Genomic DNA, 25,909 nt, shown 5'->3' with positions numbered 1-25,909 from the left:
GCTCGTTTTTTTAATTTTTAGAGGAAACGTAACATCGCTACTGATAAGTCTGCGCACCGCATCAACGGTGAAATTACGGCACCCGAGGTGCGTCTGGTCGGGGTCGAGAACGAACCGCTCGGCATCGTGAAACTGGCTGATGCGTTCCGCATGTCGGAACAGCAAGATGTGGATCTGGTCGAAATCGCGCCCCAGGCGGTTCCACCGGTTTGCCGCTTGATGGACTACGGCAAGTTCAAGTACTCGGAAGCGAAGAAACAACACGAGGCCAAGCTCAAGCAGAAGGTCGTCCAGGTCAAGGAAGTCAAATTCCGACCGGGCACTGACGACGGTGATTACAACGTCAAGCTGCGCAACCTCATCCGCTTCCTCGAAGACGGCGACAAGACGAAAATTACGTTGCGTTTCCGTGGCCGCGAAATGGCCCACCAGGAAATCGGTATGCGCATGCTCGAGCGCCTGCGCACGGACCTCGACGAAGTCGGTCAGGTCGAGCAGATGCCGAAAATGGAAGGGCGCCAGATGATCATGGTGCTCGCTCCGAAGAAAAAGAAGTAACCGGCCGGAACAGCGGCGCGCCGTGTGGCGTGTGCTCCCGTCGTGAAAAGATTGAAACGGTGCGGCACCGGGTGCCCGGTGCGGTATCGGCAGGTTTCGGGGCGGCGCGTGTGTGACTAAATGCACGCCGCTTCCTGAAAAAGCGGCCGTCAGCGGTTCAGGCGGTCTGCATACCAAGTGGAGTGGGTTTCGAAGGGCGGGTAATGGCCAACTGGCCGACCGCACACCCATATCCATCAAATAATGGAGTTGTCATGCCGAAGATGAAGACCAAGAAGAGTGCTGCAAAGCGCTTCGTGGTGCGTCCGGGTGGTACCGTCAAGCGCGGTCAAGCCTTCAAGCGCCACATTCTTACCAAGAAAACCACCAAGAACAAACGCCATCTGCGCGGTTCGACGGCAGTTCATGATTCCGATCTGAACTCCGTACGCGCAATGCTGCCGTTCGCTTAACCCTTAACCGAAACTCATAGGAGCGAAACATGCCTCGAGTAAAACGTGGGGTTACCGCACGGGCCCGTCACAAGAAGATCATCAAGCTGGCCAAGGGTTACCGCGGCCGTCGCAATAACGTCTATCGCATCGCCAAGCAGGCGGTCATGCGCGCGGGCCAATACGCCTACCGCGATCGCCGCAACAAGAAGCGTGTGTTCCGTGCATTGTGGATCACGCGTATCAACGCGGCGGTGCGTCAGCACGACATGACGTACAGCGTGTTCATCAACGGCCTGAAGAAGGCTTCGATCGAACTCGACCGCAAGGTGCTGGCCGACATGGCTGTGTTCGACAAGGCTGCTTTTGCTGCGATCGTTCAGCAGGTGAAAGCCGCCGTTGCAGCCTGATTGCGCTTCTGGCAATTAAAACTGCGTGGTTCGTTGCAGCGAACATCCGGTAGTCTCGGTGACGTTGCAACAAAAACGGGGCTCCTCACCGAGCCCCGTTTTTGTTGGTAGAACCAGTTTTGCTTCGATTGAACACTGACGTTGAAATGATGGGATCAATGGATCTGGACCAGATTGTCGCCGACGCGCAAAAAGCCTTCGCAGAAGCCTCAGACGTCACCACCCTCGAGAACGAGAAAGCCCGCTTTCTCGGCAAATCGGGTGCGCTGACCGAGCTATTGAAGGGACTTGGCAAACTCGATCCCGAAACGCGCAAGACTGAAGGCGCACGGATCAACCTCGTCAAGCAACAAGTGGAAGCCGCGTTGACGGCCCGCCGTCAGGCTTTGGCCGACGCGTTGCTGAACCAGCGCCTCGCCGCTGAAGCCATCGACGTCACGCTGCCCGGCCGCGGCACCGGCGCAGGCAGCCTGCACCCGGTAATGCGCACCTGGGAGCGCGTCGAACAGATTTTCCGTACGATCGGATTCGACGTGGCCGACGGCCCCGAAATCGAAACCGACTGGTACAACTTCACCTCGCTGAACAGCCCGGAGAATCATCCGGCGCGTTCCATGCAGGACACCTTCTACGTCGACGGTAAGGATGCCGACGGCCGCCAACTGCTGCTGCGCACGCACACCAGCCCGATGCAGGTTCGCTACGCCCGCACCAACACGCCGCCCATCAAGGTGATCGTGCCGGGCCGCACGTACCGCGTGGACAGCGACGCGACGCACTCGCCGATGTTCAACCAGGTCGAAGGCCTGTGGATCGACGAGAACATCAGCTTCGCGGACCTGAAGGGCGTCTACACCGACTTCCTCAAGAAATTCTTCGAGCGCGACGATATTCTGGTGCGCTTCCGTCCGTCGTACTTTCCGTTCACCGAACCGTCGGCTGAGATCGACATGTTGTTCGAAACGGGCAAGAACGCCGGCAAGTGGCTCGAAATTTCGGGCTCGGGCCAGGTTCACCCCACGGTGATCCGCAACATGGGCCTCGACCCCGAGCGTTACATCGGCTTTGCTTTCGGCAGCGGCCTCGAGCGGCTCACCATGTTGCGTTACGGCGTGCAGGACCTGCGACTGTTCTTCGAAAACGACTTGCGTTTCCTGCGTCAATTCGCGTGAACCGGCGCGTGCGAACGCGACAAGCATAGAGCGCGGCAACGCACGCAGTGCATGCCGCCACAGCGTCCCCGGCAGAGCCTGATGATTCACACGAACATCGAGTCATGCAAAGCACTGCCGGACATGGACCTAACCTGATCAGAACGTACAAAGAACCATGCAATTCCCGGAATCCTGGCTGAGAACCTTTGTCGATCCGCAACTGACGACCGACGAACTGTCGCACGCGTTGACGATGGCGGGTCTCGAAGTCGAAGACCTGCGGCCGGCCGCGCCGCCGACCTCGAAGATCGTCGTTGGCCAGGTGCTGGAAGTCGTCAAGCACCCGGATGCCGACAAGCTCAACGTGTGTCAGGTCGACGCCGGCACGGGCGCGACACTGAACATCGTGTGCGGCGCGCCGAACGTGGCGCCGGGCATCAAGGTGCCGGTCGCGCTGGTCGGCGCGCAACTGCCGCCGGCTGAAGAAGGCGGTGCGCCGTTCGCGATCAGGCTCTCCAAGCTGCGCGGCGTGGAAAGCCAGGGCATGTTGTGCTCGGCACGCGAACTCAAGCTCTCGGAAGATCATAGCGGCCTGCTGATCCTGCCGGAAGATACGCCGATCGGCCAGGACATCCGCGAAACGCTCAATCTCGACGACACCGTGTTCGAGATCAAGCTGACGCCGAACAAGGCGGACTGCCTGTCGGTGTTCGGCGTGGCGCGCGAGACCTCGGCGATTACCGGCGCGCCGCTGCGCCCGCTCGAAATCAAACCGGTTGAAGTGAAGCTCAACGAGACGCTGCCTGTCAAAATCTCGGCGCCCGATCTGTGCGGCCGCTTCTCGGGTCGCGTGATCCGCGGCGTGAATGCGCGTGCAAAATCACCGCAATGGATGGTCGAGCGCCTCGAGCGTTCGGGGCAGCGCAGCATCTCCGCGCTCGTGGATATCTCGAACTATGTGATGCTCGAGTTGGGCCGTCCGTCGCACGTGTTCGATCTCGACAAGATCCACGGCGGCATGGACGTACGCTGGGGCCGCAAGGGCGAAACGCTCAAGCTGCTGAACGGCAACACCGTCGAGCTCGATGAAACGGTCGGCGTGATCGCCGACGAGCAGCATATCGAAAGTCTCGCGGGCATCATGGGCGGCGACAGCACGGCCGTCACGCTCGACACCGCCAACATCTATCTCGAAGCCGCTTTCTGGTGGCCCGATAGCATTCGCGGGCGCTCGCGCAAATACAACTTCTCGACCGACGCCGGCCATCGCTTCGAGCGCGGCGTGGACTATGCGACCACCGTCGAGCATATCGAACGCATCACGCAACTGATCCTCGACATCTGCGGCGGCGAAGCCGGCCCGGTCGACGATCAGATCGTCAATGTGCCGAAGCGCGAGCCCGTGAAAATGCGCGTTTCGCGTGCGAATCGCATCATCGGCATCGAGATCGGCGCGGACGAAATCGCGCAGATTTTCACGCGCCTCGGCCTGTCGTTCGAGCGCGGTGACGATACGTTCTCGGTGATGCCGCCGTCGTATCGTTTCGATATCGAAATCGAAGAAGACCTGATCGAAGAAGTCGCGCGTATTTACGGCTTCGAGAAAATTCCGGCGCGGCCGCCGGTCGCGACCAGCGAAATGCGCGCGACCAACGAAACGCAGCGTTCGATCCACGTGATCCGTCACGCGCTCGCCGCGCGCGACTACGCGGAAACGGTGAACTTCAGTTTCGTCGATGCCGAGTGGGAGCAGGACTTCGCCGGTAATGACAAGCCGGTGCGTCTGCTGAATCCGATTGCAAGCCAGTTGTCGGTGATGCGCACCACGCTTTTTGGCAGCCTGATTCACGTGCTGCGCACGAACCTGAACCGCCGCGCCGCGGATCGCGTGCGCGTGTTCGAAGCTGGCCGCGTGTTCCTGCACGATCCCTCGATCAAGGCCGGTGAGCTGACGGTCGAAGGCTTCGCGCAGCCGAAGATGATCGGCGGCCTCGCATACGGTCCCGCGCTCGACGAGCAGTGGGGCGCGGCGACGCGCACGGTCGACTACTTCGACGTGAAGGGCGATCTGGAATCCATACTGGCGCCGGCGGTCGCGCGTTTCGTCAAAGCGGAACATCCGGCATTGCATCCGGGACGCAGCGCGCGTATCGAACTGAATGGCCGCGCAGTTGGCTGGATTGGTGAATTGCATCCGCGCTGGATGCAGAAATATGATTTGCCGCATGCGCCGATTCTGTTTGAAATCGAAGCAGAGGCATTAATGCAGCGCGTATTGCCTACTCCGGCGGAAGTGTCTAAATTTCCGCCTGTGCGTCGTGATATTGCCGTGGTCGTCGATCAGAAAATCGAGGTTCAGGCACTGCTCGACGAGCTTCAGAAAGCCCAGTCCGAACCCGCGTGCAAGACTGTTCAGAAGGTTGCGCTTTTCGACGAATTCCGTCCAAAATCAAACACTTCCGGTGGTCTGGCTGCTCATGAGAAAAGCCTTGCGTTCCGTGTAACCTTGCAAGATACTGGTGGAACCCTTCAGGACGAAACGGTCGAACTGGCTATTCAAACTCTGGTGGAACGTCTGGCTCGAGTATATGGCGCACGGCTGCGCGGATAACCCGCATTTAACAATTGCACGGCTGTTTCCGCATCTTTTGTTTTTTGCTTGGCGCGCCATTTGATAGATATGAATGAAATGAACTCGAGTGATTTCGAAGCCCTTCTTACGGCGCAACGCAGCGCCATGATTCGCGATATTCCGACATCACCCGCCGTCGTTTCCGCTGAAACGCCGACACTCACCAAGGCGGAACTTGCCGAGTTGCTGTTCGACAATGTCGGGCTCAACAAGCGGGAAGCGAAAGACATGGTCGAAGCGTTTTTCGAGGTGATCCGCGATGCGCTGGAGAGTGGCGACAGCGTGAAGCTGTCGGGGTTCGGCAACTTCCAGTTGCGCGACAAGCCCCAGCGTCCCGGCAGAAACCCGAAGACCGGCGAGGCGATTCCGATCGCCGCGCGCCGCGTTGTGACGTTCCATGCAAGTCAAAAGCTGAAAGCGCTGGTCGAGAACGGCGCTGAAGCGAGTTTCACGCGCTGATCGACTGGCGCGTTCCTGCGCAACCCACCACGACGGCTAACTGACGATGACAGCGGCGATCGAAAAAGTCGTCTTGCCTCCGATTCCGGCGAAGCGCTACTTCACGATTGGTGAGGTCAGCGAACTATGCGGCGTGAAACCGCATGTGCTGCGCTACTGGGAGCAGGAGTTCACGCAGTTGAGGCCGGTCAAGCGGCGTGGCAATCGCCGGTATTACCAGCATCACGAGGTGTTGTTGATCCGGCGGATTCGTGAGCTGTTGTATGAACAGGGCTTCACGATCAACGGTGCGCGTAATCGGCTCGATTCGCATGGCGGTGGCGCACACGCAGTGCCGGCCGACGTGGTCGACGAGCGCGAAGGCGCTGCGATACCGGCGACGACCACGACCGCAGCCACAGTAGACGTCGAGCAGTTGCGCAAGGAATTGCTGAAGGTGATCGATTTGTTGAGCCATTAGTCTCCTTTGTTAACACGAAGCGGTTCTAATCGAATGAAGTGTCTGTTATAATTTTGTGCTGTTCGGGGCGTAGCGCAGCCTGGTAGCGTACCTGCATGGGGTGCAGGTGGTCGGAGGTTCAAATCCTCTCGCCCCGACCAAAGAAATCAATGCCTTACAAGCAATGCTTGTAAGGCATTTTTCGTTTTCAATGCAACGATCGCGCGACGCCACGGGTGCAATGATCGAGCGCAAGAAACAGCGTGTCGGCCTTGAACCATAAATCGGGGCGCGAAATTGCCACTGCGCGTGAGAGCGAAAATCCCAGTGCGATCAGAACGCCCAAACTGCGTTCACCGTCCGGCTGTCGCGCTTATTCGCGCCCCAGCGCGATAAACCGTTCGAGATGGTGGTCCTCATCGCCGAGTTGATGATCGATCATCACGAGGCGCTTTGCGTAGTGAGCGAGCGGCAGTTCCCACGTCATGCCGATTCCTCCGTGCAACTGGATGCACTCCTCCGCGACCCGCGCGCCGATCCTGCCGATACTGTATTTGGCCGCCGACACCGCACGCTCCCGCAGCCTGCGTTCGGCGCCAAGCGCCGCGGCTGCGTTGATCACCGCCGAGCGAGCCTGCTCGATTTCGAGCATCAGGTCGGCCATGCGATGCTGCAACGCCTGAAAGCTGCCGATCGGCACGCCAAATTGTTTGCGCGTGCGCAGATACTCCAGCGTATGGTCTTTCGCGACATCCATCGCGCCGACGGCTTCGGAACACAAGGCCAGTACGCCGCAGCCAACGGCGTATTCCAGTGGCGCGAAGCCCGCGCCTGCTGAGCCGAGCAGTGCATCGTCGCCGAGCGCGACGTTGTCGAACGTTAATTCGGCCGCGCGCCCGCCGTCGATCTTGCGGTAACCGCGCACGCTCACGCCTGCCGCATCGCGCGGCACGAGAAAGAGCGTCACGCCTGCTTCTTCATCGTTATCGCCGTGCGTGCGCGCCGAGACCAGAAAGAGCGAAGCGTGCTCACCGTGCTGAACCACGGCCTTCGCGCCGTTCAGCCGCCACGCGTCGCCGCTGCGCTGCGCGCGCGTCGTCACGCGGGCCAGTTCGTAGTGGCCGTCGGGTTCGCCGTGCGCGAGAGCAACGATCCGCGAGCCGTCGATCAATTCACCGAGCGCGGCTTTCTGCGCCGCGTTGCCGCTCTGCGCAAGAGCGCGGCCGACAATCAGCGTATCCAGAAATGGCTCGACCACGAGGCCGCGTCCGAGGCTCTCGAACACCACGGCGATATCGAAGCCGCCGCCGCCAAAACCGCCGTCAGCTTCGTCGAACAGTGCGCCGATAATGCCGAGTTCGGCAAAACGGTTCCACAGTTCGCTGCTATAGCCTTCTGCCGAACACGCGATCCGCTCGCGCGTCTCGAAGCCGTATTGCTCGCTGACAAAACGATTGAGCGTATCCGCCAGCATGCGGCGGTCTTCGGTGTGCTGGAAATTCATGACGTGCGCCTCTTACAGTCCCAGGATCATTTTGGAAATGATGTTCTTCTGGATTTCGTTCGAGCCGCCAAAGATCGACAGCTTGCGATTATTGAAGTAAAGCGAAGCGGCGCTCGCGGCTTCCTCGGGGCCGACCGGCGTGCCTTCGAAGCCGTCTTGCAACGCTTCCTCGACGAACGGCTGCGCGTACGGACCCATTGCGCGGCGCGTGAGCGACGAGATTTCCTGACGGATCTCCGTGCCGCGAATCTTCAGCATCGAACTTTCGGCTCCGGGCACGCCGCCGCCGGCCACCGCCGCGATCACGCGCAGGTTGGTGGTCTTCATGTTCTCCAGATCGATCTCGACACGCGCCATGCGCGCCGCGAACGCGGGATCCTCCACGAGCGGCCGGCCATTGCGCCGCTGTTTCGCGGCGATCTTGCGCAGTCGATTGAACGCGGCCACGGAAAAACCGACGCCCGCGATATTGGTGCGCTCATACGTGAGCAGATACTTGGCGTAAGTCCAGCCTTTATTCTCTTCGCCGACCAGGTTCTCGACCGGCACGCGCACGTCGGTGAAGAACACCTCGTTGACTTCGTGCTCGCCGTCGAGCGTGATGATCGGACGCACTTCGACGCCCGGCGTCTTCATGTCGATCAGCAGAAAGCTGATGCCTTCCTGTTTGCGCACGTCGGTAGCGCTGCGCACGAGACAGAAAATCATGTTCGCGTAGTGGCCGAGCGTGGTCCACGTCTTCTGTCCGTTGACGATGTAATGCTCGCCCTGCGCATCCGTGCCGCGCACCGCGGAAGTTTTGACCGAGGCGAGATCGGAGCCGGCGCCCGGTTCCGAATAGCCTTGGCACCACCAGTCCGAGCCGTCGAGAATACGCGGCAGCCAATGGCGTTTTTTGCGCTTCGCTACCGTATTTGATCAGCACCGGGCCGAGCATATTGACGCCGAACGGCACCACGCGCGGCGCGCCGGCCAGCGCGCATTCGTTTTCGAAGATGAATTTCTGCACCGGGTTCCAACCCGGTCCGCCGTACTCTTTCGGCCAGTGATTGGCGAGCCAGCCTTGCGCGTTGAGAATGGCGTGCCAGCCGGCCATGTCGTCGCGCGTCAGACGGCGGCCGCCGTGCACCTTGTCGGCGAGTCGTGGTGGCAGCTTGTCACGCAGGAAGGCCTGCACGTCGGCGCGGAAGGCTTCTTCCTCGGGAGTGAAGTTCAGATCCATGACGGTTTTTCCGGATAGAGTGGGCCGAGCCGCGCACGCAAGGCACGCCGCTCGTAATGCCTATCGATGATGCCCCGTTTCAGACCGTCTGGTTCAGGCTCGCGAAATCGGCGCCGCGTTCCACCAGTTCCACGAGCAGCGGCGAGGCCTTCCAGAAGAGCGGATCCTCTTTGGCGAACTCGCGGATGTCGGCAAGAATCTTCGGCAGGCCGACCATGTCCGCGTATTTCATCGGACCGCCGCGATAGCGCGGAAAGCCATAGCCGTACAGGAACGTCACGTCGACATCCAGCGGACGCAGCGCGATACGCTCGTGCACGACGTTGGCGCCTTCGTTGATCATCGCGGCCATATAGCGGCGGATGATCTCGTCGTCGGTGAAACTACGCGGCGTGATGCCGGCGCGTGCGCGCTCGGCGTCGATGATCGCTTCCACTTCGGGGTCGGGTGTGCCGCTGCGCGATCCTTCGGGGTACAGATAAAAGCCGCGTCCGGTTTTCTGGCCGAACCAGCCGCGCTCGCACAGGCGATCGGCGATCTGCACGTAACGTGCTGCGGGATTGCGGGTGGCGGCGCGCCGCTTGCGTGCCGCCCAGCCGATGTCGCCGCCCGCCAGATCCACCACCTGGAACGGTCCCATCGGAAAGCCGAACGCGCGCACGGCCGCATCGATCTGATAGGGCGAGGCGCCGTCTTCCATCATGGCATCCGCGGCGGCGCGGTACACGGCCAGCACCCGGTTGCCGATGAAGCCATCGCACACGCCCGCGCGCACCGGCGTTTTACGCAAATTTTTCGCGAACTCGAACGCGGTGGCGACTACGTCCGCGCTGACCTGTTTCGGCACGACCACTTCCAGCAGCTTCATGATGTTGGCGGGCGAGAAGAAGTGCAGGCCGATCACGTCGGCGGGGCGCGAAATGCTCGCCGCGATCGCGTCGATGTCGAGATATGACGTGTTGGTTGCGAGCACGGCGCCTGCTTTGCAGACGCGATCGAGTTCGGCGAATACGGCCTGTTTGACGGCGAGGTCTTCGAACACGGCTTCGATCACGAGATCGGCATCGGCGAGCGCATCGTAAGAGGTGCTGCCGTTCCAGCGCGCCATGACGGCCGCTTTCTTGTCCGCACTCATGCGGCCCTTGGCGATCAGGCCATCGTAGACTTTCTCGATGTGTGCGAGGCCGCGCGCAAGCGAGGCGTCATCGCGTTCGATCATCGTCACCGGCAGGCCCGCGTCGAGCGCCGCGACCGCGATGCCCGCGCCCATCGTGCCGCCGCCCACCACGCCGATCGCGTTCAGCGCGCGCGGTTTGGCGTCGCGTGTTTCGGGCGCCTTGAGCACTTCGCGCTCGGCAAAGAACGCATGGATCAGGCCGGCGCGCTGCGGGCTGTCGAGGCATTCGAGGAACAGCTTGCGTTCGAGCCGCAGACCTTCGTCGAAAGGCTGTTCGATGGCGGCCTCGACGGCGTCGATAATTTTCAGCGGCGAGAACAGGCCACGCGATTTCTTCGCGGTTTCCGCGCGCGCTGCGGTTACGGCGGCGAGGCTCGCGGCGCGGTCGCCGAGCGCTGCGGCCTCGCGGGTGCGGCGCACCGGCGCGTGGGCGGCCAGCAACTCGTGTACATACGCGAGTCCTTCGGCGAGGATGTCGTCGCTGCTGCCCAGGCGGTCGATCAGACCGAGCGCCAGCGCTTCCTTCGAGCTCGCATGGCGGCCGCTCAGGATCAGGTCGAGCGCGGCCTGCGCGCCGATCAGGCGCGGCGTGCGCTGCGTGCCGCCCGCGCCAGGCAACAGGCCGAGTTGCACTTCGGGCAGGCCGAGTTTCGCGCCTTCCACGGCAATCCGGTAGTGCGCCGCGAGTGCCACTTCCAGGCCGCCGCCGAGCGCCGCGCCATGAATCGCGGCGACCACCGGTTTCGTGCACGCTTCGATGCGGTTGCATACGTCCGGGAGCGCGGGCGGCACCGGCGGCTTGCCGAACTCGCGAATGTCCGCGCCGGCGATGAAATTGCGCCCCGCGCCGACGATCAGCACGGCTTCCACCGCGTTATCGGCATCCGCGGCTTCGACGGCGGCGAGCAGACCGCGCCGCACGTCGGCGGAGAGGGCATTGACCGGCGCGTGGTCGATCGTCACGAGCAGCACCTTGCCGCGCAATTCGCGCGTCACAACGTCGGCTGAAGGGTTGAGGGTCATGGTGTCGTCTCCTGACTGTTATCGGTTGCAGGCGGAAAGGCATGCCGGGTCTGGCGAATTCTCCGATTGTGAGGCGGTCAAGGTTTATTGACAATCACATGGAAGGTTGACAGACTGTCAAGGTTATTTTGACAAAGGCGCCGCTGTGGACGTCAATTCCCTGACCTTGCTGGTGGAGATTCTGGACGCGGGCAATCTCAGCGAAGCCGCGCGCCGGCTGAAAATGAGCCGCGCGAACGTAAGCTATCACCTGAACCAGTTGGAGCGCTCTATCGGCCTGCAACTGGTGAGGCGCACCACGCGCCGGGTCGAGCCGACCGAGATCGGCCTGCAGCTATACGAGCATGGCCGCACGATCCAGAATGCGCTGCTCGCCGCGCGCGAGTCCGTTACCACGCTCGGGCAAAGCCTGCAGGGCCGCGTGCGGCTGAGCGTGCCGAGCGGGTATGGGCAACTCGTCATGTCGGACTGGCTGATCGCGTTCAAGCGGCTTTATCCCGGCATCGTGCTGGACGTGATGTTCGAGAACCGCGTTGAAGACCTGATGCGCGACGAAGTCGATATCGCCGTGCGCGTGATGTCCGAGCCGCCGCAAAACCTGGTTGCGCGCGACATGGGGCCGGTCAGGTACGTGGCGTGTGCGTCGCCGGCTTTCGCGCAAACCCACGGCATGCCGCGGCAACTCGACGATCTGCGCACGGCGCCGCTGATTACCTCGGCCGTGGTCGGCAGGCAGTTGCGCGTGGCCGCTTACTTGCGTGACGAACGGCACGAAGTGCTGCTGGAGCCGACGCTCATCTCCGAGAACTTTCTTTTTTTGCGCCAGGCGGTGCTCGCCGGGCTGGGCGTGGGTCTCGTGCCGGACTACGTGGTGCAGGACGACCTGCGCCGTGGCGATGCGGTGACCGCGCTCGACGAATGGCGCTTGAGCATCTTCGGCACGCATATGTACATGCTGTATATGCCGAACCGGCATCACACGCGCGCGGCGGCGACCTTCATCGATTTCATTTTGCAGCAGGCGCACGGCACGGGCAGAGGCGTGCCGGCGTGATCGGCTGCGGGAAAGAACTTTGCTGAACAGTGCCTGAGGCCCATGACACCCGCACCTTCTTCACTTCGATCCCGCCGCCTCGAACCGCTTCACCGCGCCGACGACATCGCTGCGCAGTTGCCGCAATGCGGCCTCCTGTGCATCGGGCGGCACGAGCCCTTGCCACAGCAGATCGCTCAGCGAAGCGGCGGTCGCTTCGATATCCACCGCTTTCTGTTTGCGCACCGCGTCCCACAGCACGTGTTCCATCGGCCCATACACGGCGGAGCGCAACAGACCGAGCGGCATGTCGGCGCGAACGTCGCCGCTCGCCACGCCTTCGGCGAGCACGCTCATCATCGGTGCCGTATAGCGGCGCTGAAGTTCGACGATCACATCGCCGAACTTGTCGTCCTTCTCGCGTCCTTCGGAAAGAATGAGCGCGCACAGACCCGTGCCGTCGACGGTCAACCGGTAGAGGTGCGTGCGCACGAGGTAGGCGAACTTGTTGCGGGTGCCCGCGATCAACGGCAATTCGTTTTCGACCTGGGTGATGATCTCGTCGTACCAGTTGCCGAGCACGCGAACGCAGAGATCGCGCTTGCTGGCGAAGTACGTGAAGATCGTCGCCTCGGACACGCCGACGCGCCCGGCGATCTCCGTCATGGTGGCCGACGCGTAGCCGACTTCGGAAAACACGAGCCGGGCCGCCTCCAGAATCGCCTTGAGTCGTTGTTCGGAGCGCGCCTGCACAGGCACGCGGCGGGAAATGGCGGACACGGTCATCGATTGGGATACACGCGAAATTGAGTCGGCATAAGTTGAGTCTAGCTCAAATAACGGAGAAGTGGTAAAGCATAAATAATATGAAATAAAATTGCGGTTATGCACAACACGAGAATAAAACCTGAGCTAAACTCAATAAACATCGAAAGCGCAGTACATGAAGGAGACACCCGAATGCCCGCAGCTTCGTCGAGCACCTCGCCGCCGTCAAACGGCTATCGTTCGGTTTTCCGCGAAGGTCTCTTCGCCGGCAAAGTCATCATCGTCACCGGTGCGGGTAGCGGGTTAGGCCGATGCACCGCGCACGAACTCGCATCCTTAGGCGCAACTCTCGCGCTGGTCGGCCGAAGCGCGGACAAGCTGAAAGCGGTGCAAGCCGAACTGGACGAGGATCATCAACGCGCGTCCGCCGGACACAAAACATATTCCTGCGACATCCGCAACGAGCAACAGGTCCGCGAAACGATCGCTTCGATCGTCGCGGAACTCGGCCGCATAGACGGCCTCTTCAACTGCGCGGGCGGCCAGTTCCCCGCAAAGCTCGAAAAAATTTCGCTGAACGGTTGGGACGCGGTGGTGCGCAACAATCTGCACGGTACGTTTCTGATGTCCCGCGAGTGCTATACGCAATGGATGGAACATCACGGCGGAACGATCGTGAACATGCTGGCGGATATCTGGGGCGGCATGCCCGGCATGGGGCACTCGGGCGCGGCGCGCGCGGGCGTATGGAACCTCACGGAAACCGCCGCATGCGAATGGGGCCACGCCGGTGTGAGAGTCAATGCGGTCGCGCCGGGCTGGATAGCGTCCGCGGGCATGGACAGCTACAACGAAGACTACCAGGCGCTGCTGCGCACGCTCAGGCATAAGGTTCCGCTGCAGCGCTTCGGCACCGAATCCGAACTTGCCGGCGCGGCGGTGTTTCTGTTGTCGGAGGCGTCGGCGTTCATCAACGGCACGGTGATCCGCGTCGACGGCGGCGTGCCGAACGCGCGCCACTCGTGGCCGCTTCCGCCGGCGGAGCGTACGATCGAATATAACGGCTTCCCGCGCTATCAACCGCCGACGGGCTTGCAGGAGCAGACACGATGAACCTCGACGGCCAGACCTACGAATCGCTGACGGCAAACTTCGCGTGGCAGATCCCGGCGCGCTACAACATCGGTGTGGACGTGTGCGATAAATGGGCCGACGGTTCGGGCCGTCTCGCGCTGATCTACGAAGATCCCGAGAGCAACGCTACCCGCTATACGTTCGACGAGTTGAAAGCGCTGTCCGACCGCTTCGCCAACGCGCTGCTCGCAGCGGGTGCGCAACGCGGCGACCGGATCGGCATCTTCCTGTCGCAATCCGTCGAAACGGCTATCGCGCATCTCGCCGCCTACAAGGCCGGCATGGTGGCCGTGCCGCTTTTCGCGCTGTTCGGCGTCGATGCGATCGAACATCGGCTCGGCGATAGCGGCGCGGTGGCGTTGATTACCGATCACGGCGGCGTGCAGAAGGTCGGCGAAATCCGCGCGGCGTTGCCGTCGCTGCGCAATGTTTTCAGCGTGGATATCGATCAGGACAACGGCGATCCGCACGCACCGGTGCGTTCGTTCTGGCACGCGCTGAGGAGCGCGCCCGCCGGTTTCATGCCCGCCGATACCGGTGCCGACGATCCCGCGGTGATCATCTATACATCGGGCACGACCGGCAAACCGAAGGGCGCGCTGCATGGGCACCGCGTGTTGCCTGGTCACCTGCCGGGCGTCGAGATGTCGCAGCAGGGCTTTCCCGCGCATGCCACGCTGATCTGGACGCCCGCCGACTGGGCGTGGATCGGCGGCCTGTTCGACGTGCTCTTGCCGTCCTGGCATCACGGCGTGCCGGTACTCGCACGCCGCTTTGCGAAATTCGACGGCGAGGCCGCGTTCGATCTGATGGCGCGTCACGCGGTCTCGCATACGTTTCTGCCGCCCACCGCATTGAAGATGATGCGCGGCGTCGAACGTCCCGAACGTTGGAGTCTCGCGTTGCGTTCGGTGGCGAGCGGCGGCGAATCGCTCGGTGAGGAATTGATCGGTTGGGGCCGCAAAGCGCTGGGCGTCACGATCAACGAGTTCTACGGGCAGACGGAGTGCAACGTCGTGGTGTCGTCGTGCGCGGCGCTCTTCGAGCCGCGCTTCGGGGCGATTGGTCGCGCGGTGCCGGGGCATCGTGTTGCGATTGTCGATATGGACGGCAACGAACTTCCGCCGGGTGCAATCGGCGATATCGCGGTGGCCGCGCCCGATCCGGTCATGTTTCTCGGTTACTGGGGCAACGAAGCGGCGACGCGCGAGAAATTCCGCGGCAAGTTTCTGGTGACCGGCGACCTCGGCACGTGCGACGCGGACGGCTTCATCCGTTTTGTCGGCCGTGGCGACGATGTGATCACGAGCGCCGGCTACCGCATCGGGCCGGCTTCGATCGAAGACTCACTGCTGCGTCATCCGGCTGTTTCGATGGCGGCCGTGATCGGCGCGCCGGATCGCGAGCGCACCGAGATCGTGATGGCGTTCGTGGTGCTGAACCCCGGTTTTGTCGGCGACGCGGCGCTGGTGCGCGAGATCCAGCAGCATGTCAAAACGCGTCTCGCCGCACACGAATATCCGCGCGAGATTCGCTTTGTCGACAGCCTGCCGTTGACTGCGACCGGCAAGGTGATCCGCAAAGCCTTGCGCGAGGGACTGGAACAGGACGCGGACAATCCCACGTCAAAACCCGAGCGCCGATGAGCACGAGCCGACGTTCGCTCACCACCCGCAGCGGCAGGGCGCTGAGAGCTTCGGGCGCGCAACCGGGCGCGGCCTCGCTCGACGACACCGACCGCAAGCTGCTCGCGCTGCTCGCCGAAGACGCCACCCGCACTTACGCGGAACTCGGCAAGCTGCTGTTTCTATCGGCGCCCGCTGTCCACGAGCGCGCGCGGCGGCTGAAGAAAGAAGGCGTGATCAAGGCCACCGTGGCCGCGCTCGACGCCGCGAAACTGAACCGTCCGTTACTCGCGTTCGTGCATGTCGATACGACGAGCTGGGCGGTAACGCGGCAACTGCTGGCGCTACAGGAGCTATCGGACGTCGAGGAGATTCATACCGTAACGGGCGAGAGCGCCATGCTGCTCAAAGTCCGCACGCGCGACACGCAATCGCTCGAACAACTGCTCGCGCGCATTCACGCGATCGAAGGCTTCACCGGCACGCGCAGCTATATCGCGCTGACCACCTATCTGGAGCGCGGCCCGAGCCCGGACCTCTGAGCGCGATGAGCAATCGCTGCGCTTCAGGTGTGCAGCGAGAGACCTTTCACGGCTTTGTCGACGGCTTTTTTCGGCCCGCGCACGGCAAGCCCGACCAGGTCGGGGGCGTCGGCCGGCTCGGCGCGGAACACATCGCGGTTCGCCTGATCGTGGCCGGTCGAAAACATCGCGCGCACATACACGGCGCGCGTCAATTCGCGTTCAATGCCCTGGCGAAACGCGCGCAGCAAACCCGCGTTGTCCGCCTGATAGACCATCATCGGCTGGCCGAACAGCCGCGCATGGCGGCGGCCCGCCGCGTCCTCGTACGGTTCGCCCATCGCCTCGGGCGCCGCGCCCGCGATCCCTGTTGCGAGAAACGCGGTGACATTGAGTTTTTGCCAGACAGCGAGATCGTCCAGCACGATGATCGCGACTTTCGTATCGAATTCCATAACGCACTACGCTCCACAGCCTGGGCCGATGCATCGGTGTCGCATCGCCCGTCATTCAGGAAAAGTGTCCACAGCCGGATCTTATGGAAACTCGCGGCGCATGTGCACGACCTCAATGCAAAAACGAATGGGCTTCAGCGGACGCACGCCTGCCTGCCGGCCCTGTCGGGTTTTGCCTGATGCCATTCGGCAAACACTCGCTCGAATAGCCTGGCGTGCTGCATTGCAACCTGCCGTAGCGTCATGTCCATCGCCGTTTGCATCGCAATTGCTCGCGCGAAGATCATGCAATCGACGCTTGCGCAACATAGGGCAAGTCCCTGGCCCGATTTAGCCGTGCATTACCACTCGCGTGTGCGGCCTCCTACACTGGATTCAAACAGGAGGGGACACAGATGGCCAAACTCATCCACACGATGATCCGCGTGCACGATCTGCCGCGTTCGCTGCAGTTCTATCAAAAGGCTTTCAATCTGGACGTATCGCACCGGCTCGACTTTCCGGATTTCACGCTCGTGTATTTGCGCAACGAGGAAGCCGACGCCGAAATAGAACTCACCTGGAACAAAGGCCGGGCGGAGCCGTATTCGCACGGCGACGGCTACGGCCACGTGGCGTTTTGCGTCGACGATGCAAAGCGCGAACGGCAACGCCTGCTCGATCTCGGCATGGCGCCCAACGATCTGCGCGAGTTTCACAACGACAACGGCGAGTTGCTGGCGCGTTACTTTTTCATTCAGGATCCTGACGGCTACAAAATCGAAGTGCTGGAACGCTACGGCCACTATCAATAGTAAAAGTAATCCAGGCGGCCGCCGCACGTAGTTGCAATACCCCACAACAACCAGGTTGCATGGGACCGGAGTAAGTGCTGACGCGCTGACTCCGGTCTACAAAGGAGACAGACATGAAGACAGCGATCATCCCGATCGTCGCGTCCGATCACGCACACCATGCGCACCCTCACGAGCATGCTGACGAGCACGGCGGCGCACATCGCGCGGCAAAGGCAGCCGCGGCCGCATTGCGGATTCCACTCACGCGGCGCGAGCTGTTGAGAGGCACGGGTGTGCTGATGGGCACGCTGGCTGTTTCATCGGTGTTGTCGACGCTCGCACCGAGCCGCGCGTGGGCGCTCGAACTGCAAGGACTGGACACGCACCAGGGCGAAGTGATTCTCGCCTTCACGCGGCAACTCTATCCGCACCCCACGCTCGACAACGCGGTCTATGCGCTGGTCGTCAAGGATCTCGACGCGAAAGCGAAAGCCGATCCGGCAGTGCGCCGGCAACTCGCGGATGGGGTGCAACAGCTCGACGCGCAAGCCGCCTCGGACTGGCTCAAGCGCGCGCCCTCGGACCAGGCACGGGACGTTGCGGCGCTCGCGGGGACGCCTTTCTTCAACACGATACGCAGCACCGCGGTGGTCTCGCTGTATGCCAACACGATGGCGTATGCGCACTTCGGCTACGGCGCTTCGGAGGGAGACGGCGGCTACCTGAACAAGGGTTTCAACAGTCTCTCGTGGCTGCCCAATCCGCCGGCCAGTGCCAGCGGCCCGATTCCGACGGATAGCTGACAGGAGACAGGACATGAATCAGGACAACAACAAGGTGCGTTTTTCGCACAACGACGACAAGGTCGTCGTGATCATCGGTTCGGGCGCGGGCGGCGGGACGCTCGCCAACGAACTGGCGCAGAAGGGTATCGACGTCGTCGTGCTGGAAGCGGGCAAACTACATACGCAGGCCGATTTCACCACCGACGAGTGGGGCGCGTTCCAGATGCTGTCATGGCTCGACAAACGCACCACGTCGGGCACCTGGCGCGTCGCCAAAGACTTTCCGAATCTCCCCGCATGGATCTGCAAGACGGTGGGCGGCACGACCACGCACTGGGCCGGCGCGAGTCTGCGGATCAGGCCGTACGAGTTCAAGGCGAAGACCACGTATGGCGATATCAAGGACGCCAATCTGCTCGACTGGCCGCTCACGCGCGAAGAACTCGATCCGTACTACGACCGCGCGCAGCAGAAAATGGGCGTGACGCGCACCAACGGTTTGCCGGGTCTGCCGGGCAACAACAACTTCAAGGTGATGTCGGCCGGCGCAATGAAGGTGGGCTACAAGGACTGCAATACCGGGCACATGGCGATCAATAGCGTAGTGCGCGACGACCGCGCGCATTGCTTCCAGCGCGGCTTCTGTTTCCAGGGATGCCGTACGGGCGCCAAGTGGTCGACGCTCTACACCGAGTTGCCGCGCGCCCAGGCGACCGGCCATATGGAGTTGCGCACGCAGGCCCACGTGGTGCGTATTGAAACCGATGCGCGCGGTAAAGCGAAGGAGGTGCTCTACTACGACGGCAACGGCAAATTGCAGCGGCAAAAGGCACGCATCGTCGCGGTGGCCGGCAACTCGATCGAGACGCCGCGCCTGCTGTTGAACTCGCATTCGAGCAGATTCCCACAAGGGCTCGCGAACGGCTCGGGACAGGTGGGGCGCAACTATATGCGTCACACCACGGGCTCGGTTTACGCCGTGTTCAACGATAAGGTGGAGATGTTCAAGGGCACCACGATGGCCGGGATCATCGAAGACGAAGCGGTATTCAATCCGCAGCGCGGCTTCGCGGGCGGCTATCACATGGAGACCATATCGCTCGGTCTGCCGTTTTACGCGGCCTTTCTCGATCCGGGTGCGTGGGGGGCGACATTTACCCAGGCAATGGATCAATACCCGTACACGGCGGGCATGTGGATCGTCGGCGAGGATATGCCGCGCGAAAGTAACCGTGTGACCTTGAATACCGACGTGAAGGATCAATACGGCCAGCCGGTCGCCAACGTGCATTTCGACGACCATCCGAACGACGAAGCGATGCGCGAGCACGCGTTCAGGCAGGGTACGGCGGTGTACGAGGCGGCAGGTGCGAAGACGGTGTATCGCGTGCCGCCGTATCCGTCCACGCACAACCTGGGCACTGCCCGCATGAGTGCTCGCGCCGAAGACGGCGTATGCAACAGTTTCGGCCAGACGCATGAAGTGTCGAATCTGTTTATTTCGGACGGCAGCCAGTTCACCACCGGCGCGGCGGAAAATCCCACCATGACGATCGTGACGCTGGCGATCCGGCAGGCCGATCACATTGCGGCGCAGATGAATAAACGCGCGGTGTAACGCGATTCGACGGGGTAGGGCGGCGTTCGGGTTCGATGCGATTGTCGGGCGGCGGATGCCGGCGTATGTTGACGAAGGGGCGGCGTGCCGTGGCTGCATGAAGAGCGCCACGGCACACCTGCCTGAAAACCGGGAGTAACGCCATGTGTGGGATATACATCAACGCCGATCCGATCCTGTACGAATCGCGCACGCGCTCGTTGCGCATTCACGGCGTGATCACCACGGTCCGGCTGGAGAATCTGTTCTGGGACGTGCTGCACGAAATCGCCGCGCGCGAGAACATGACGACCAGTCAGTTCGCCGTGCAGCTCTATGATGAATTGATCGCGCTGCGCGGCGAGCTGCCGACCAACTTCGCGTCATTCCTGCGGGTGTGCTGTTTGCGCTATCTGTCCATGCGCACCGAGAAGGGCGCCGATGTACCCGACGCGGTCCCCGAGCCGGCGGCCGGATTGAGCGAAGCGAGGCCGCGCATGCTGAAGACGGTTTGATACAACAGTGCGGCGCGAAGCCGCGCGGATACACGAGAAGCGCGCGCCTGACCGCATGCTAGGATATTCGGCACATTACGCATAAAGTTGGAGACATGGATGCGTCCGGAGAGTGCCGCCCGTTTCGATAAACAGTTCGCGCCTCGCATTGCAGAGGCTCTTGCCGCGTGTTTCGCCACCACCGTGCATACCGAAGTACTGCCCTACGGCGGCCACGGGCATCCCACCCGCGTGCGGATTCATGCAGCGCCGATCGAAGACATGGGACTGTACCCGCATCCGCTGAATCTGTATCTGACCTGGGACAGCGACGAAATCGAGAGACTGATGGGCGCCGAAGGGCCGGCGCGTTTCGCGGGCTATCTGGCCGCGCTGCCGCGCAAGCTCGCGGCCTGGAACCGTGCGCGCGAACTGGACTTTGTCTCGCATACGCAGGCCGAGCCGGTCGCCTTGATCGGCGGACTCGACTTCGAGTCGTAAGCGGCGCGTTGCTTCATCCACACACCGCGGGCGCCGCGCGACGGGCACGGCGCCGATGCGTCAAGCCGTGGCGCCCAGTCTGAAGAAACTCACGCTTTGCACGAGCCCCGATGCCTTGCTTTGCACGGCGTCGGCTGCGGCTGCCGCCTGCTCGACGAGCGCCGCATTGCTTTGCGTCACCTGGTCCATTTGCGTGACGGCGTCGTTGACTTCCGCGATACCCGTTGCCTGATCGACGCTCGCCGTCGCGATCGACTCGACAATGCGCGTCACGCTGCCGGCGCTTTCCACCACGCCGTCCATTGTGTTGCTCGCGCGATTGATCAGTTGCGTGCCGGCTTCGATCGTGGCGACCGACTCGCGGATCAGCGTCTTGATCTCGCGCGCGGCGTCGGCGGAACGTTGCGCGAGACTGCGCACTTCGCTTGCGACCACCGCGAAACCGCGCCCCTGCGTACCGGCGCGCGCCGCTTCGACCGCGGCGTTGAGTGCGAGGATATTGGTCTGCGCCGCGATAGCTTCCACCACCGCGATGATGTCGACAATGCGCTTGGACGCCGCGTCGATCTGGCCCATTGTGCGCACCGCGTCGGTCATGACCGCGCCGCCTTCACGCGCGGCATGCGCGGCGGTTTGCGCGAGCGTCGTGGCTTCGCGTGCGTTGGCGGCGTTGCGTTGAACCGAGTCGGTGAAATGCTGCATCGACGCGGCGGTTTCTTCGAGCGAGGCCGCCTGCTGTTCGGTGCGTGCGGAGAGGTCGAGGTTGCCGGCGGCGATTTCCTGCGTGGCCGACGAAATCGTGTGTGCGCCTTCACGAATCTCGCTGACGATATGCCGCAAGCGCTGATTCATGTCGTTGAGCGCGACGAGCAACTGGCCCGTTTCGTCGCGGCTTACCACGGGCACGTCCGCGCGCAGATCGCCCGCTGCGACCGCCTGCGCGACGCCCACCGCCTGTCTGACCGGCACCGTGATACTGCGGCTCAAGAACCAGACCGCGAAAGCACCGACGCCGAGCGAACCGATGACGACCGACAGCAACAATACGGTCGCGATCGTGTACGCATGTTCGGCGACTTCGCTCGTCCGTACGCTGGAGTCATGCGCCTGCTGCATCACGGCGGCGACGATGTCGTCGATAGCGGCGGTTGGCGCGCGGTCGATGCCCTTCACGAGGCCGTCGACCACGTGCGCGGTGTTCGGATCGGCGGCGTCGTAGTGCCTGAGCGCGTCGAGGTAGCTGTCCTGCAACGAGGCATGCGTGGCGAGCGCCTTGTCGACACCGTCCACGTTGGCGCCCACTGCGCTCAACTGGTCTTTCAGGTTCAGCAGGGCAGCGTGCGTCGTGCCGCTTTCCTTGTTGAAGGCATCACGGTATTTCGCAAAGGCGGCCGGGTCGGCGCCGCGCAACAGCAGATCCTTCCATTCCTGCACCTGCTTCTTGAACTCGACCTGCGCGACGCGCGCCGTATCGGCGGCTTGCGCATACTGGCTGAGCGATCGAGCGGACTCGATTTGCAGCGCATGCGTTCGGGACAATGCATGCCAGCCTTCCAGACCCACGATCATCGTCGCGGCCAGCAAGACCGCTCCGAGCAGTGCCAACTTGACGGCGATCTTCAGATTTCTATAGAACGTCACTGCAATGTCCCAACGGTAGCTTTTAATCGAGTTTGAACTGCGTCACCGCGCCGGCAAGGCTCACGGCCTGACTTTGCAGTGCGGCGGCGGCCGCCGTCGATTCTTCGACCAGCGCGGCATTCTGCTGAACCATCTCGTCCAGCTGGCTGACCGCGCGGTTGACTTCCTGAATGCCGCGCGTCTGTTCGTTGGCGGCCTGCGTGATTTCGGAAATGATGGTCGTGACGTTGGCGACGTTGCTGACGATCTCCGTCATCGTTTCGCCGGCCTGGCGCACCTGGCCCGAACCGGACGAGACGCTGGCCACGGTCGATTCGATCAGCGCCTTGATTTCCTTCGCTGCCTGCGCGCTGCGTTGCGCGAGGCTGCGCACTTCACCGGCCACCACCGCGAAACCGCGGCCCTGTTCGCCCGCGCGCGCGGCTTCCACCGCGGCGTTCAGCGCGAGGATGTTGGTCTGGAACGCAATGCCGTCGATCACGCCGATGATGTCGGAGATTTTTACCGACGCATGCTGGATCTCGCCCATCGTCGCAATCACTTCGGAGATCACCACGCCGCCGCGCGAGGCGACCTGCGAAGCGGAGACGGCGCTATCGTCGGCCTGTTTCGCGGCGCTGGCCGAGTGCGTGACCGTCGAGGTGATTTCTTCCATCGAGGCGGCGGTTTGCTGCAGGCTCGCGGCAGCGGATTCCGTGCGGCCCGACAGATCGACGTTGCCCGCGGCGATTTCATTCGCGGCCACGCGCACCGATTCGCTGGCGTCACGAATCTGGCGCATCACGCGGCTGAGTTTGTCGATGAAGGTGTTGAACGAGCGCGCGATCTGCGCCACTTCGTCGTTGCCGACAGCCGGCAGGCGTTGCGTCAGATCGCCTTCGCCGGAGCCAATGGCGTCCATCGCATCGCGCACTTTCGACAGACGCTGGAACGACACCGCGGTGACCGCCGCCACGACTGCGGCGGCGATGCCGGCGATCACGATCAGCGCGATCACCGAGGCGGTCAGCAGCGAACGCATGCCGGCAGTCGCTTCGGCTTTGTCGAGTGCGACGACCGCGTACCAGTCGGTGCCCGGAATCGCTTGCGCGCGCATCAGTTTGGTGCTGCCGCTCACGTCCATTTCGAGCGGACGGTCTGCGCTAAAAAGAGCGGCGAGCTTGTCGCCGGTCAGGCCGGGCGCGACATCGGACACCGGTTTCAAGGTCAGTTTCGGATCCGGATGCGCGACGATATGGCCGCTCGCATCGATCAGCATGCCGAAGCTTGCGGGCGTCGGATGGATCGCCTTGACGTTGGCGATCACGCTGTCCATCGCAACGTCCCCCGACACCACGCCTTTCACCGCGCCGTCGCGCACCACCGGCGCCGCGAATGCCACCACCAGCTTGCCCGTGCCCACGTCCACGTATGGCGGCGTCACCACCGGCTTGCCCGCCGTGGCGGCCTGCCTGTACCAGGGACGGCCGGTCGGATCGTAATCGGCCGGAATGCCGGTCGGGTCGGAGAACTTCGCCGTCTTGTCTGCGTAGCCGACATACACGTTGGTGAACTTGCCGGCCGCGGCGATCTGCTTCAGTGCGGCGGACGGATCGGGTTGCAGCACCGCGTCCTGCAGCGAGTTGATCATCTGGCTGTTGCTGGCGACCCAGTCGCTGATGCCGGCCGCGTGTCCGCTTTCGACCGCGGTCAGGCTGCTATTGATGGCCTCGGCGTTATACGAGTTGGCGACGACATAGTTGAGAACCGCGTTGGCGGCAAGCGCCACCACGACGATAGCGACGCATAGGGCAACGATGCGCGCGCGAATGGAGGTGAACATGTCGGGAGTCTTTCGGAGTGAGCGGTGAACCGGAGTTGGTGAGGCGGGGGCCTCACCTGCGGTATACGGCCTGAACACGCGAGACTTGAGCGGTAAATACTTTCAATTGCTGACAAAACGCCGTGAGAGCAGCGTGTGGCGCAGTGCCGCGGGGCGGCAAGATGGGTCGTGAGGCGTTGTATTCGTACGACGATAACGCCGCGCTGAATAGGCGGCGGATCGCGTCTTACATCACCGGTGAATGCAGATGATGCGGATGGTCCAGAGTTTCCGCCACGATGCGCAGCGCCTCTGTGCATTCGTCACGCGTTTTCGATCCGCCGAGGCATACACGCATGGCATTGGGCGGATTGCCGTCGGTGGAGAACGCGGCACCCGCCACGGCGGCAATGCCCTGATTGCGCAGTTGCAAGGCGAGTTCCGACGCGCTCCAGCCGCTTTCCACCGGCACCGGCAGCCACAAATGAAAACCGTCCTGATGCGCTTCGTAAGGCCACGCTTCGAGCATGCGCGCGGCAATGGCCTGGCGCGCACGCGACTCGTTGCGGATCGCGGTGAGCATGTCCGAGGCGGTGCCGTCCGCGATCCATTGCGTCGCGAGCAGGACTGTGTACGAGCTTGCCATCACCGTGGTGGCGCGCAACGCGCCGGCCAGCCGCTGTGTCTGGCGCGGTGTCGGCGCATGCAGATGCGCGACGCGCAAACCCGCGCCGAAGCATTTCGACAGACCTGTCACGTAGTACGTCAGTTCGGGTGCGAAGCTCGCGAGCGCATCGGGTGCGCTCTGCGGCAGCATTGCATAGGCGTCGTCTTCGATGATCGGCACACTGTAGCGCAGCGCCACGTCGGCGAGCGCCTCGCGACGTTTATGCGTGAGCGTGAGCGTGCTCGGATTCTGCAGCGTCGGATTGCAATAGAACGCGCTCGGCTTGTCGGTCTTGCAGAGTGCTTCGAAGGCATGAGCGAGCGGCCCTTCGTCGTCGCGCGGCAGCGCTTGCAGACGCACACCGAGTTGCGCGGCGATTGCCTTGATGCCGGGGTAGGCGAGTGAATCGAGGCAGATCGTGCCGCCGGGCCGCGCGAGCTGCGAGACGAGCGCCACCAGCGCGCTGTGGATGCCGGGGCACACCAGCACGTTCTGCGCGTCGCAATGCGGCACCCGGCGCCTCAGCCATTCGGCGCCCGCATCCTTGTCGGCCGCCGAGCCGCCGAAGTCCTGATAACGCAGCAACTGATAAGGATCGCTCTCCGCCATCCGGCGCGCGGCGGAGTCGCGCAGACGCATGGCGTAATCGGGCGGCTCGGGCGGCGTGTTCATCGACATTTCGATGCTGCTGCCGCCCGCGAGCGGCAAGGTGGCCGTGCGGCCGCGTACGAACGTGCCGCTGCCGGCGCGCGAATCGAGCAGGCCGCGCTTGCGCGCTTCAGCGTAGGCGCGTGCCACCGTCGTGTAGTTCAGCGCGAGCTCTTCGGCGAGATCGCGCAGGCCCGGCAAGCGGTCGCGCGGACGCAGCCGCCCGGTGGCGAGATCTTCTTCGATCAGATCGGGAATCGCGAGGTAGGCGGGTTTGCGAATGTCGGCAAGACGTTTGATCCAGTGATGTGTCGGGCTGCTCATTGCCTTCAGGTCTCTATTCGTGTTGAAAAAGCTGATCGCATCGGAATGCGATCAATGATCGGATTGATCGACTGTGGTGAATGACTGCACCACGCCGACACGTTCGGCTGCGCAAATCGCACATGGCTGG

General features: G+C 62.7%; 23 protein-coding genes, 1 tRNA gene and 1 pseudogene. 17 read left to right on the top strand and 8 right to left on the bottom strand.

What is annotated here, in order from left to right; all coding sequences use genetic code 11:
• Nucleotides 1-33 precede the first annotated feature (33 nt).
• The 8 genes from infC (at nt 34) to PDMSB3_RS13975 (ending at nt 6,244) form a co-directional block, all read left to right on the top strand.
• Complete coding sequence (gene infC, locus PDMSB3_RS14010; RefSeq protein WP_084585254.1) at nt 34-558, top strand: translation initiation factor IF-3; 525 nt, start codon at nt 34-36, stop codon at nt 556-558.
• A gap of 254 nt (nt 559-812) precedes the next feature.
• A complete protein-coding gene (gene rpmI, locus PDMSB3_RS14005; RefSeq protein WP_006052501.1) occupies nt 813-1,010 on the top strand; it encodes a 50S ribosomal protein L35 in 198 nt (65 codons plus the stop codon).
• Between the two features lie 29 nt (nt 1,011-1,039).
• A complete protein-coding gene (gene rplT, locus PDMSB3_RS14000; RefSeq protein WP_006052502.1) occupies nt 1,040-1,399 on the top strand; it encodes a 50S ribosomal protein L20 in 360 nt (119 codons plus the stop codon).
• A gap of 158 nt (nt 1,400-1,557) precedes the next feature.
• Complete coding sequence (gene pheS, locus PDMSB3_RS13995; protein ID WP_007181117.1) at nt 1,558-2,571, top strand: phenylalanine--tRNA ligase subunit alpha; 1,014 nt, start codon at nt 1,558-1,560, stop codon at nt 2,569-2,571.
• A 157-nt stretch (nt 2,572-2,728) separates the two neighbouring features.
• Complete coding sequence (pheT, locus tag PDMSB3_RS13990) at nt 2,729-5,164, top strand: phenylalanine--tRNA ligase subunit beta (RefSeq protein ID WP_007181118.1); 2,436 nt, start codon at nt 2,729-2,731, stop codon at nt 5,162-5,164.
• Between the two features lie 69 nt (nt 5,165-5,233).
• Nucleotides 5,234-5,644, top strand: coding sequence for an integration host factor subunit alpha (locus tag PDMSB3_RS13985; RefSeq protein WP_007181119.1), 411 nt, complete (start codon nt 5,234-5,236; stop codon nt 5,642-5,644).
• A 46-nt stretch (nt 5,645-5,690) separates the two neighbouring features.
• Nucleotides 5,691-6,104 carry a MerR family transcriptional regulator gene (locus PDMSB3_RS13980; protein WP_007181120.1) on the top strand — a complete coding sequence of 138 codons (414 nt, stop codon included), beginning with the start codon at nt 5,691-5,693 and terminating at the stop codon, nt 6,102-6,104.
• A gap of 63 nt (nt 6,105-6,167) precedes the next feature.
• Nucleotides 6,168-6,244, top strand: a tRNA-Pro gene (locus tag PDMSB3_RS13975).
• A gap of 212 nt (nt 6,245-6,456) precedes the next feature.
• Here PDMSB3_RS13975 and PDMSB3_RS13970 read toward each other — a convergent pair.
• The 3 genes and pseudogenes from PDMSB3_RS13970 to PDMSB3_RS13960 all read right to left on the bottom strand — a co-directional run bounded on the left by PDMSB3_RS13970 (nt 6,457) and on the right by PDMSB3_RS13960 (nt 11,009).
• The gene (locus PDMSB3_RS13970; RefSeq protein WP_165186654.1) at nt 6,457-7,587 is read right to left on the bottom strand and encodes an acyl-CoA dehydrogenase family protein; all 1,131 of its coding nucleotides are present in this window, start codon (nt 7,585-7,587) and stop codon (nt 6,457-6,459) included.
• 12 nt (nt 7,588-7,599) lie between these two features.
• A pseudogene (locus PDMSB3_RS13965) lies at nt 7,600-8,809 on the bottom strand (acyl-CoA dehydrogenase family protein).
• A gap of 79 nt (nt 8,810-8,888) precedes the next feature.
• The gene (locus PDMSB3_RS13960; RefSeq protein WP_007181123.1) at nt 8,889-11,009 is read right to left on the bottom strand and encodes a 3-hydroxyacyl-CoA dehydrogenase NAD-binding domain-containing protein; all 2,121 of its coding nucleotides are present in this window, start codon (nt 11,007-11,009) and stop codon (nt 8,889-8,891) included.
• A gap of 145 nt (nt 11,010-11,154) precedes the next feature.
• Here PDMSB3_RS13960 and PDMSB3_RS13955 point away from each other — a divergent pair, with 145 nt between their 5' ends.
• Complete coding sequence (locus tag PDMSB3_RS13955; RefSeq protein WP_007181124.1) at nt 11,155-12,063, top strand: LysR family transcriptional regulator; 909 nt, start codon at nt 11,155-11,157, stop codon at nt 12,061-12,063.
• 60 nt (nt 12,064-12,123) lie between these two features.
• On the opposite strand, the gene PDMSB3_RS13950 is transcribed toward PDMSB3_RS13955, so the two are convergent.
• Complete coding sequence (locus PDMSB3_RS13950; protein ID WP_165186652.1) at nt 12,124-12,828, bottom strand: TetR/AcrR family transcriptional regulator; 705 nt, start codon at nt 12,826-12,828, stop codon at nt 12,124-12,126.
• 174 nt (nt 12,829-13,002) lie between these two features.
• On the opposite strand from PDMSB3_RS13950, the gene PDMSB3_RS13945 reads away from it, so the two are divergent.
• Genes PDMSB3_RS13945 through PDMSB3_RS13935 form a run of 3 tightly spaced genes read left to right on the top strand, consistent with a single transcriptional unit; the run spans nt 13,003 to nt 16,111 of the window.
• Entirely contained in the window at nt 13,003-13,923 is a 921-nt protein-coding gene (locus PDMSB3_RS13945) for an SDR family oxidoreductase (protein WP_007181126.1), read from the top strand.
• The gene (locus PDMSB3_RS13940) at nt 13,920-15,590 is read left to right on the top strand and encodes an acyl-CoA synthetase (RefSeq protein WP_007181127.1); all 1,671 of its coding nucleotides are present in this window, start codon (nt 13,920-13,922) and stop codon (nt 15,588-15,590) included. Before PDMSB3_RS13945 ends, PDMSB3_RS13940 begins: the two co-directional genes overlap by 4 nt.
• Nucleotides 15,587-16,111, top strand: coding sequence for an Lrp/AsnC family transcriptional regulator (locus PDMSB3_RS13935; RefSeq protein ID WP_007181128.1), 525 nt, complete (start codon nt 15,587-15,589; stop codon nt 16,109-16,111). Before PDMSB3_RS13940 ends, PDMSB3_RS13935 begins: the two co-directional genes overlap by 4 nt.
• A 23-nt stretch (nt 16,112-16,134) precedes the next feature.
• Here the strand turns inward: PDMSB3_RS13935 and PDMSB3_RS13930 are convergent, their stop codons facing one another.
• The gene (locus PDMSB3_RS13930) at nt 16,135-16,545 is read right to left on the bottom strand and encodes a DUF2000 domain-containing protein (protein WP_007181129.1); all 411 of its coding nucleotides are present in this window, start codon (nt 16,543-16,545) and stop codon (nt 16,135-16,137) included.
• 395 nt (nt 16,546-16,940) lie between these two features.
• On the opposite strand from PDMSB3_RS13930, the gene PDMSB3_RS13925 reads away from it, so the two are divergent.
• The 5 genes from PDMSB3_RS13925 to PDMSB3_RS13905 all read left to right on the top strand — a co-directional run bounded on the left by PDMSB3_RS13925 (nt 16,941) and on the right by PDMSB3_RS13905 (nt 20,698).
• Entirely contained in the window at nt 16,941-17,339 is a 399-nt protein-coding gene (locus PDMSB3_RS13925) for a VOC family protein (protein ID WP_007181130.1), read from the top strand.
• Between the two features lie 113 nt (nt 17,340-17,452).
• Nucleotides 17,453-18,124: a hypothetical protein gene (locus PDMSB3_RS13920; RefSeq protein WP_007181131.1), complete on the top strand. Its 672-nt coding sequence runs from the start codon at nt 17,453-17,455 to the stop codon at nt 18,122-18,124.
• A gap of 13 nt (nt 18,125-18,137) precedes the next feature.
• Nucleotides 18,138-19,724, top strand: coding sequence for a GMC family oxidoreductase (locus PDMSB3_RS13915; protein WP_007181132.1), 1,587 nt, complete (start codon nt 18,138-18,140; stop codon nt 19,722-19,724).
• A gap of 143 nt (nt 19,725-19,867) precedes the next feature.
• The gene (locus PDMSB3_RS13910) at nt 19,868-20,218 is read left to right on the top strand and encodes a ribbon-helix-helix domain-containing protein (protein WP_007181133.1); all 351 of its coding nucleotides are present in this window, start codon (nt 19,868-19,870) and stop codon (nt 20,216-20,218) included.
• Nucleotides 20,219-20,317: 99 nt separating this feature from the next.
• A complete protein-coding gene (locus PDMSB3_RS13905; protein WP_007181134.1) occupies nt 20,318-20,698 on the top strand; it encodes a DUF5594 family protein in 381 nt (126 codons plus the stop codon).
• A gap of 60 nt (nt 20,699-20,758) precedes the next feature.
• Here PDMSB3_RS13905 and PDMSB3_RS13900 read toward each other — a convergent pair whose 3' ends face one another.
• The 3 genes from PDMSB3_RS13900 to PDMSB3_RS13890 all read right to left on the bottom strand — a co-directional run bounded on the left by PDMSB3_RS13900 (nt 20,759) and on the right by PDMSB3_RS13890 (nt 25,779).
• On the bottom strand, nt 20,759-22,339 hold the full coding sequence (locus PDMSB3_RS13900) for a methyl-accepting chemotaxis protein (protein WP_007181135.1): 1,581 nt from the start codon (nt 22,337-22,339) through the stop codon (nt 20,759-20,761).
• A gap of 22 nt (nt 22,340-22,361) precedes the next feature.
• On the bottom strand, nt 22,362-24,161 hold the full coding sequence (locus tag PDMSB3_RS13895; protein ID WP_007181136.1) for a methyl-accepting chemotaxis protein: 1,800 nt from the start codon (nt 24,159-24,161) through the stop codon (nt 22,362-22,364).
• Nucleotides 24,162-24,387: 226 nt separating this feature from the next.
• Nucleotides 24,388-25,779, bottom strand: coding sequence for an aminotransferase-like domain-containing protein (locus PDMSB3_RS13890; RefSeq protein WP_007181137.1), 1,392 nt, complete (start codon nt 25,777-25,779; stop codon nt 24,388-24,390).
• Between the last annotated feature and the right edge of the window lie 130 nt (nt 25,780-25,909).

This window comes from Paraburkholderia dioscoreae (assembly GCF_902459535.1).
GTDB lineage: Bacteria > Pseudomonadota > Gammaproteobacteria > Burkholderiales > Burkholderiaceae > Paraburkholderia > Paraburkholderia dioscoreae.
This window is presented reverse-complemented; position numbering and strand designations above follow the sequence as displayed.

Coding starts and splice junctions, on each gene's coding strand:
- PDMSB3_RS13920 (WP_007181131.1), top strand. CDS start 17,453: ATGAAGACAGCGATCATCCCGATCGTCGCGTCCGATCACGCACACCAT.
- PDMSB3_RS13945 (WP_007181126.1), top strand. CDS start 13,003: ATGCCCGCAGCTTCGTCGAGCACCTCGCCGCCGTCAAACGGCTATCGT.
- PDMSB3_RS13895 (WP_007181136.1), bottom strand. CDS start 24,161: ATGTTCACCTCCATTCGCGCGCGCATCGTTGCCCTATGCGTCGCTATC.
- PDMSB3_RS13985 (WP_007181119.1), top strand. CDS start 5,234: ATGAATGAAATGAACTCGAGTGATTTCGAAGCCCTTCTTACGGCGCAA.
- PDMSB3_RS13890 (WP_007181137.1), bottom strand. CDS start 25,779: ATGAGCAGCCCGACACATCACTGGATCAAACGTCTTGCCGACATTCGC.
- PDMSB3_RS13930 (WP_007181129.1), bottom strand. CDS start 16,545: ATGGAATTCGATACGAAAGTCGCGATCATCGTGCTGGACGATCTCGCT.
- pheS (WP_007181117.1), top strand. CDS start 1,558: ATGGATCTGGACCAGATTGTCGCCGACGCGCAAAAAGCCTTCGCAGAA.
- PDMSB3_RS13970 (WP_165186654.1), bottom strand. CDS start 7,587: ATGAATTTCCAGCACACCGAAGACCGCCGCATGCTGGCGGATACGCTC.
- PDMSB3_RS13950 (WP_165186652.1), bottom strand. CDS start 12,828: ATGACCGTGTCCGCCATTTCCCGCCGCGTGCCTGTGCAGGCGCGCTCC.
- PDMSB3_RS13960 (WP_007181123.1), bottom strand. CDS start 11,009: ATGACCCTCAACCCTTCAGCCGACGTTGTGACGCGCGAATTGCGCGGC.
- rplT (WP_006052502.1), top strand. CDS start 1,040: ATGCCTCGAGTAAAACGTGGGGTTACCGCACGGGCCCGTCACAAGAAG.
- PDMSB3_RS13980 (WP_007181120.1), top strand. CDS start 5,691: ATGACAGCGGCGATCGAAAAAGTCGTCTTGCCTCCGATTCCGGCGAAG.
- PDMSB3_RS13940 (WP_007181127.1), top strand. CDS start 13,920: ATGAACCTCGACGGCCAGACCTACGAATCGCTGACGGCAAACTTCGCG.
- rpmI (WP_006052501.1), top strand. CDS start 813: ATGCCGAAGATGAAGACCAAGAAGAGTGCTGCAAAGCGCTTCGTGGTG.
- PDMSB3_RS13925 (WP_007181130.1), top strand. CDS start 16,941: ATGGCCAAACTCATCCACACGATGATCCGCGTGCACGATCTGCCGCGT.
- PDMSB3_RS13910 (WP_007181133.1), top strand. CDS start 19,868: ATGTGTGGGATATACATCAACGCCGATCCGATCCTGTACGAATCGCGC.
- PDMSB3_RS13905 (WP_007181134.1), top strand. CDS start 20,318: ATGCGTCCGGAGAGTGCCGCCCGTTTCGATAAACAGTTCGCGCCTCGC.
- PDMSB3_RS13935 (WP_007181128.1), top strand. CDS start 15,587: ATGAGCACGAGCCGACGTTCGCTCACCACCCGCAGCGGCAGGGCGCTG.
- PDMSB3_RS13915 (WP_007181132.1), top strand. CDS start 18,138: ATGAATCAGGACAACAACAAGGTGCGTTTTTCGCACAACGACGACAAG.
- pheT (WP_007181118.1), top strand. CDS start 2,729: ATGCAATTCCCGGAATCCTGGCTGAGAACCTTTGTCGATCCGCAACTG.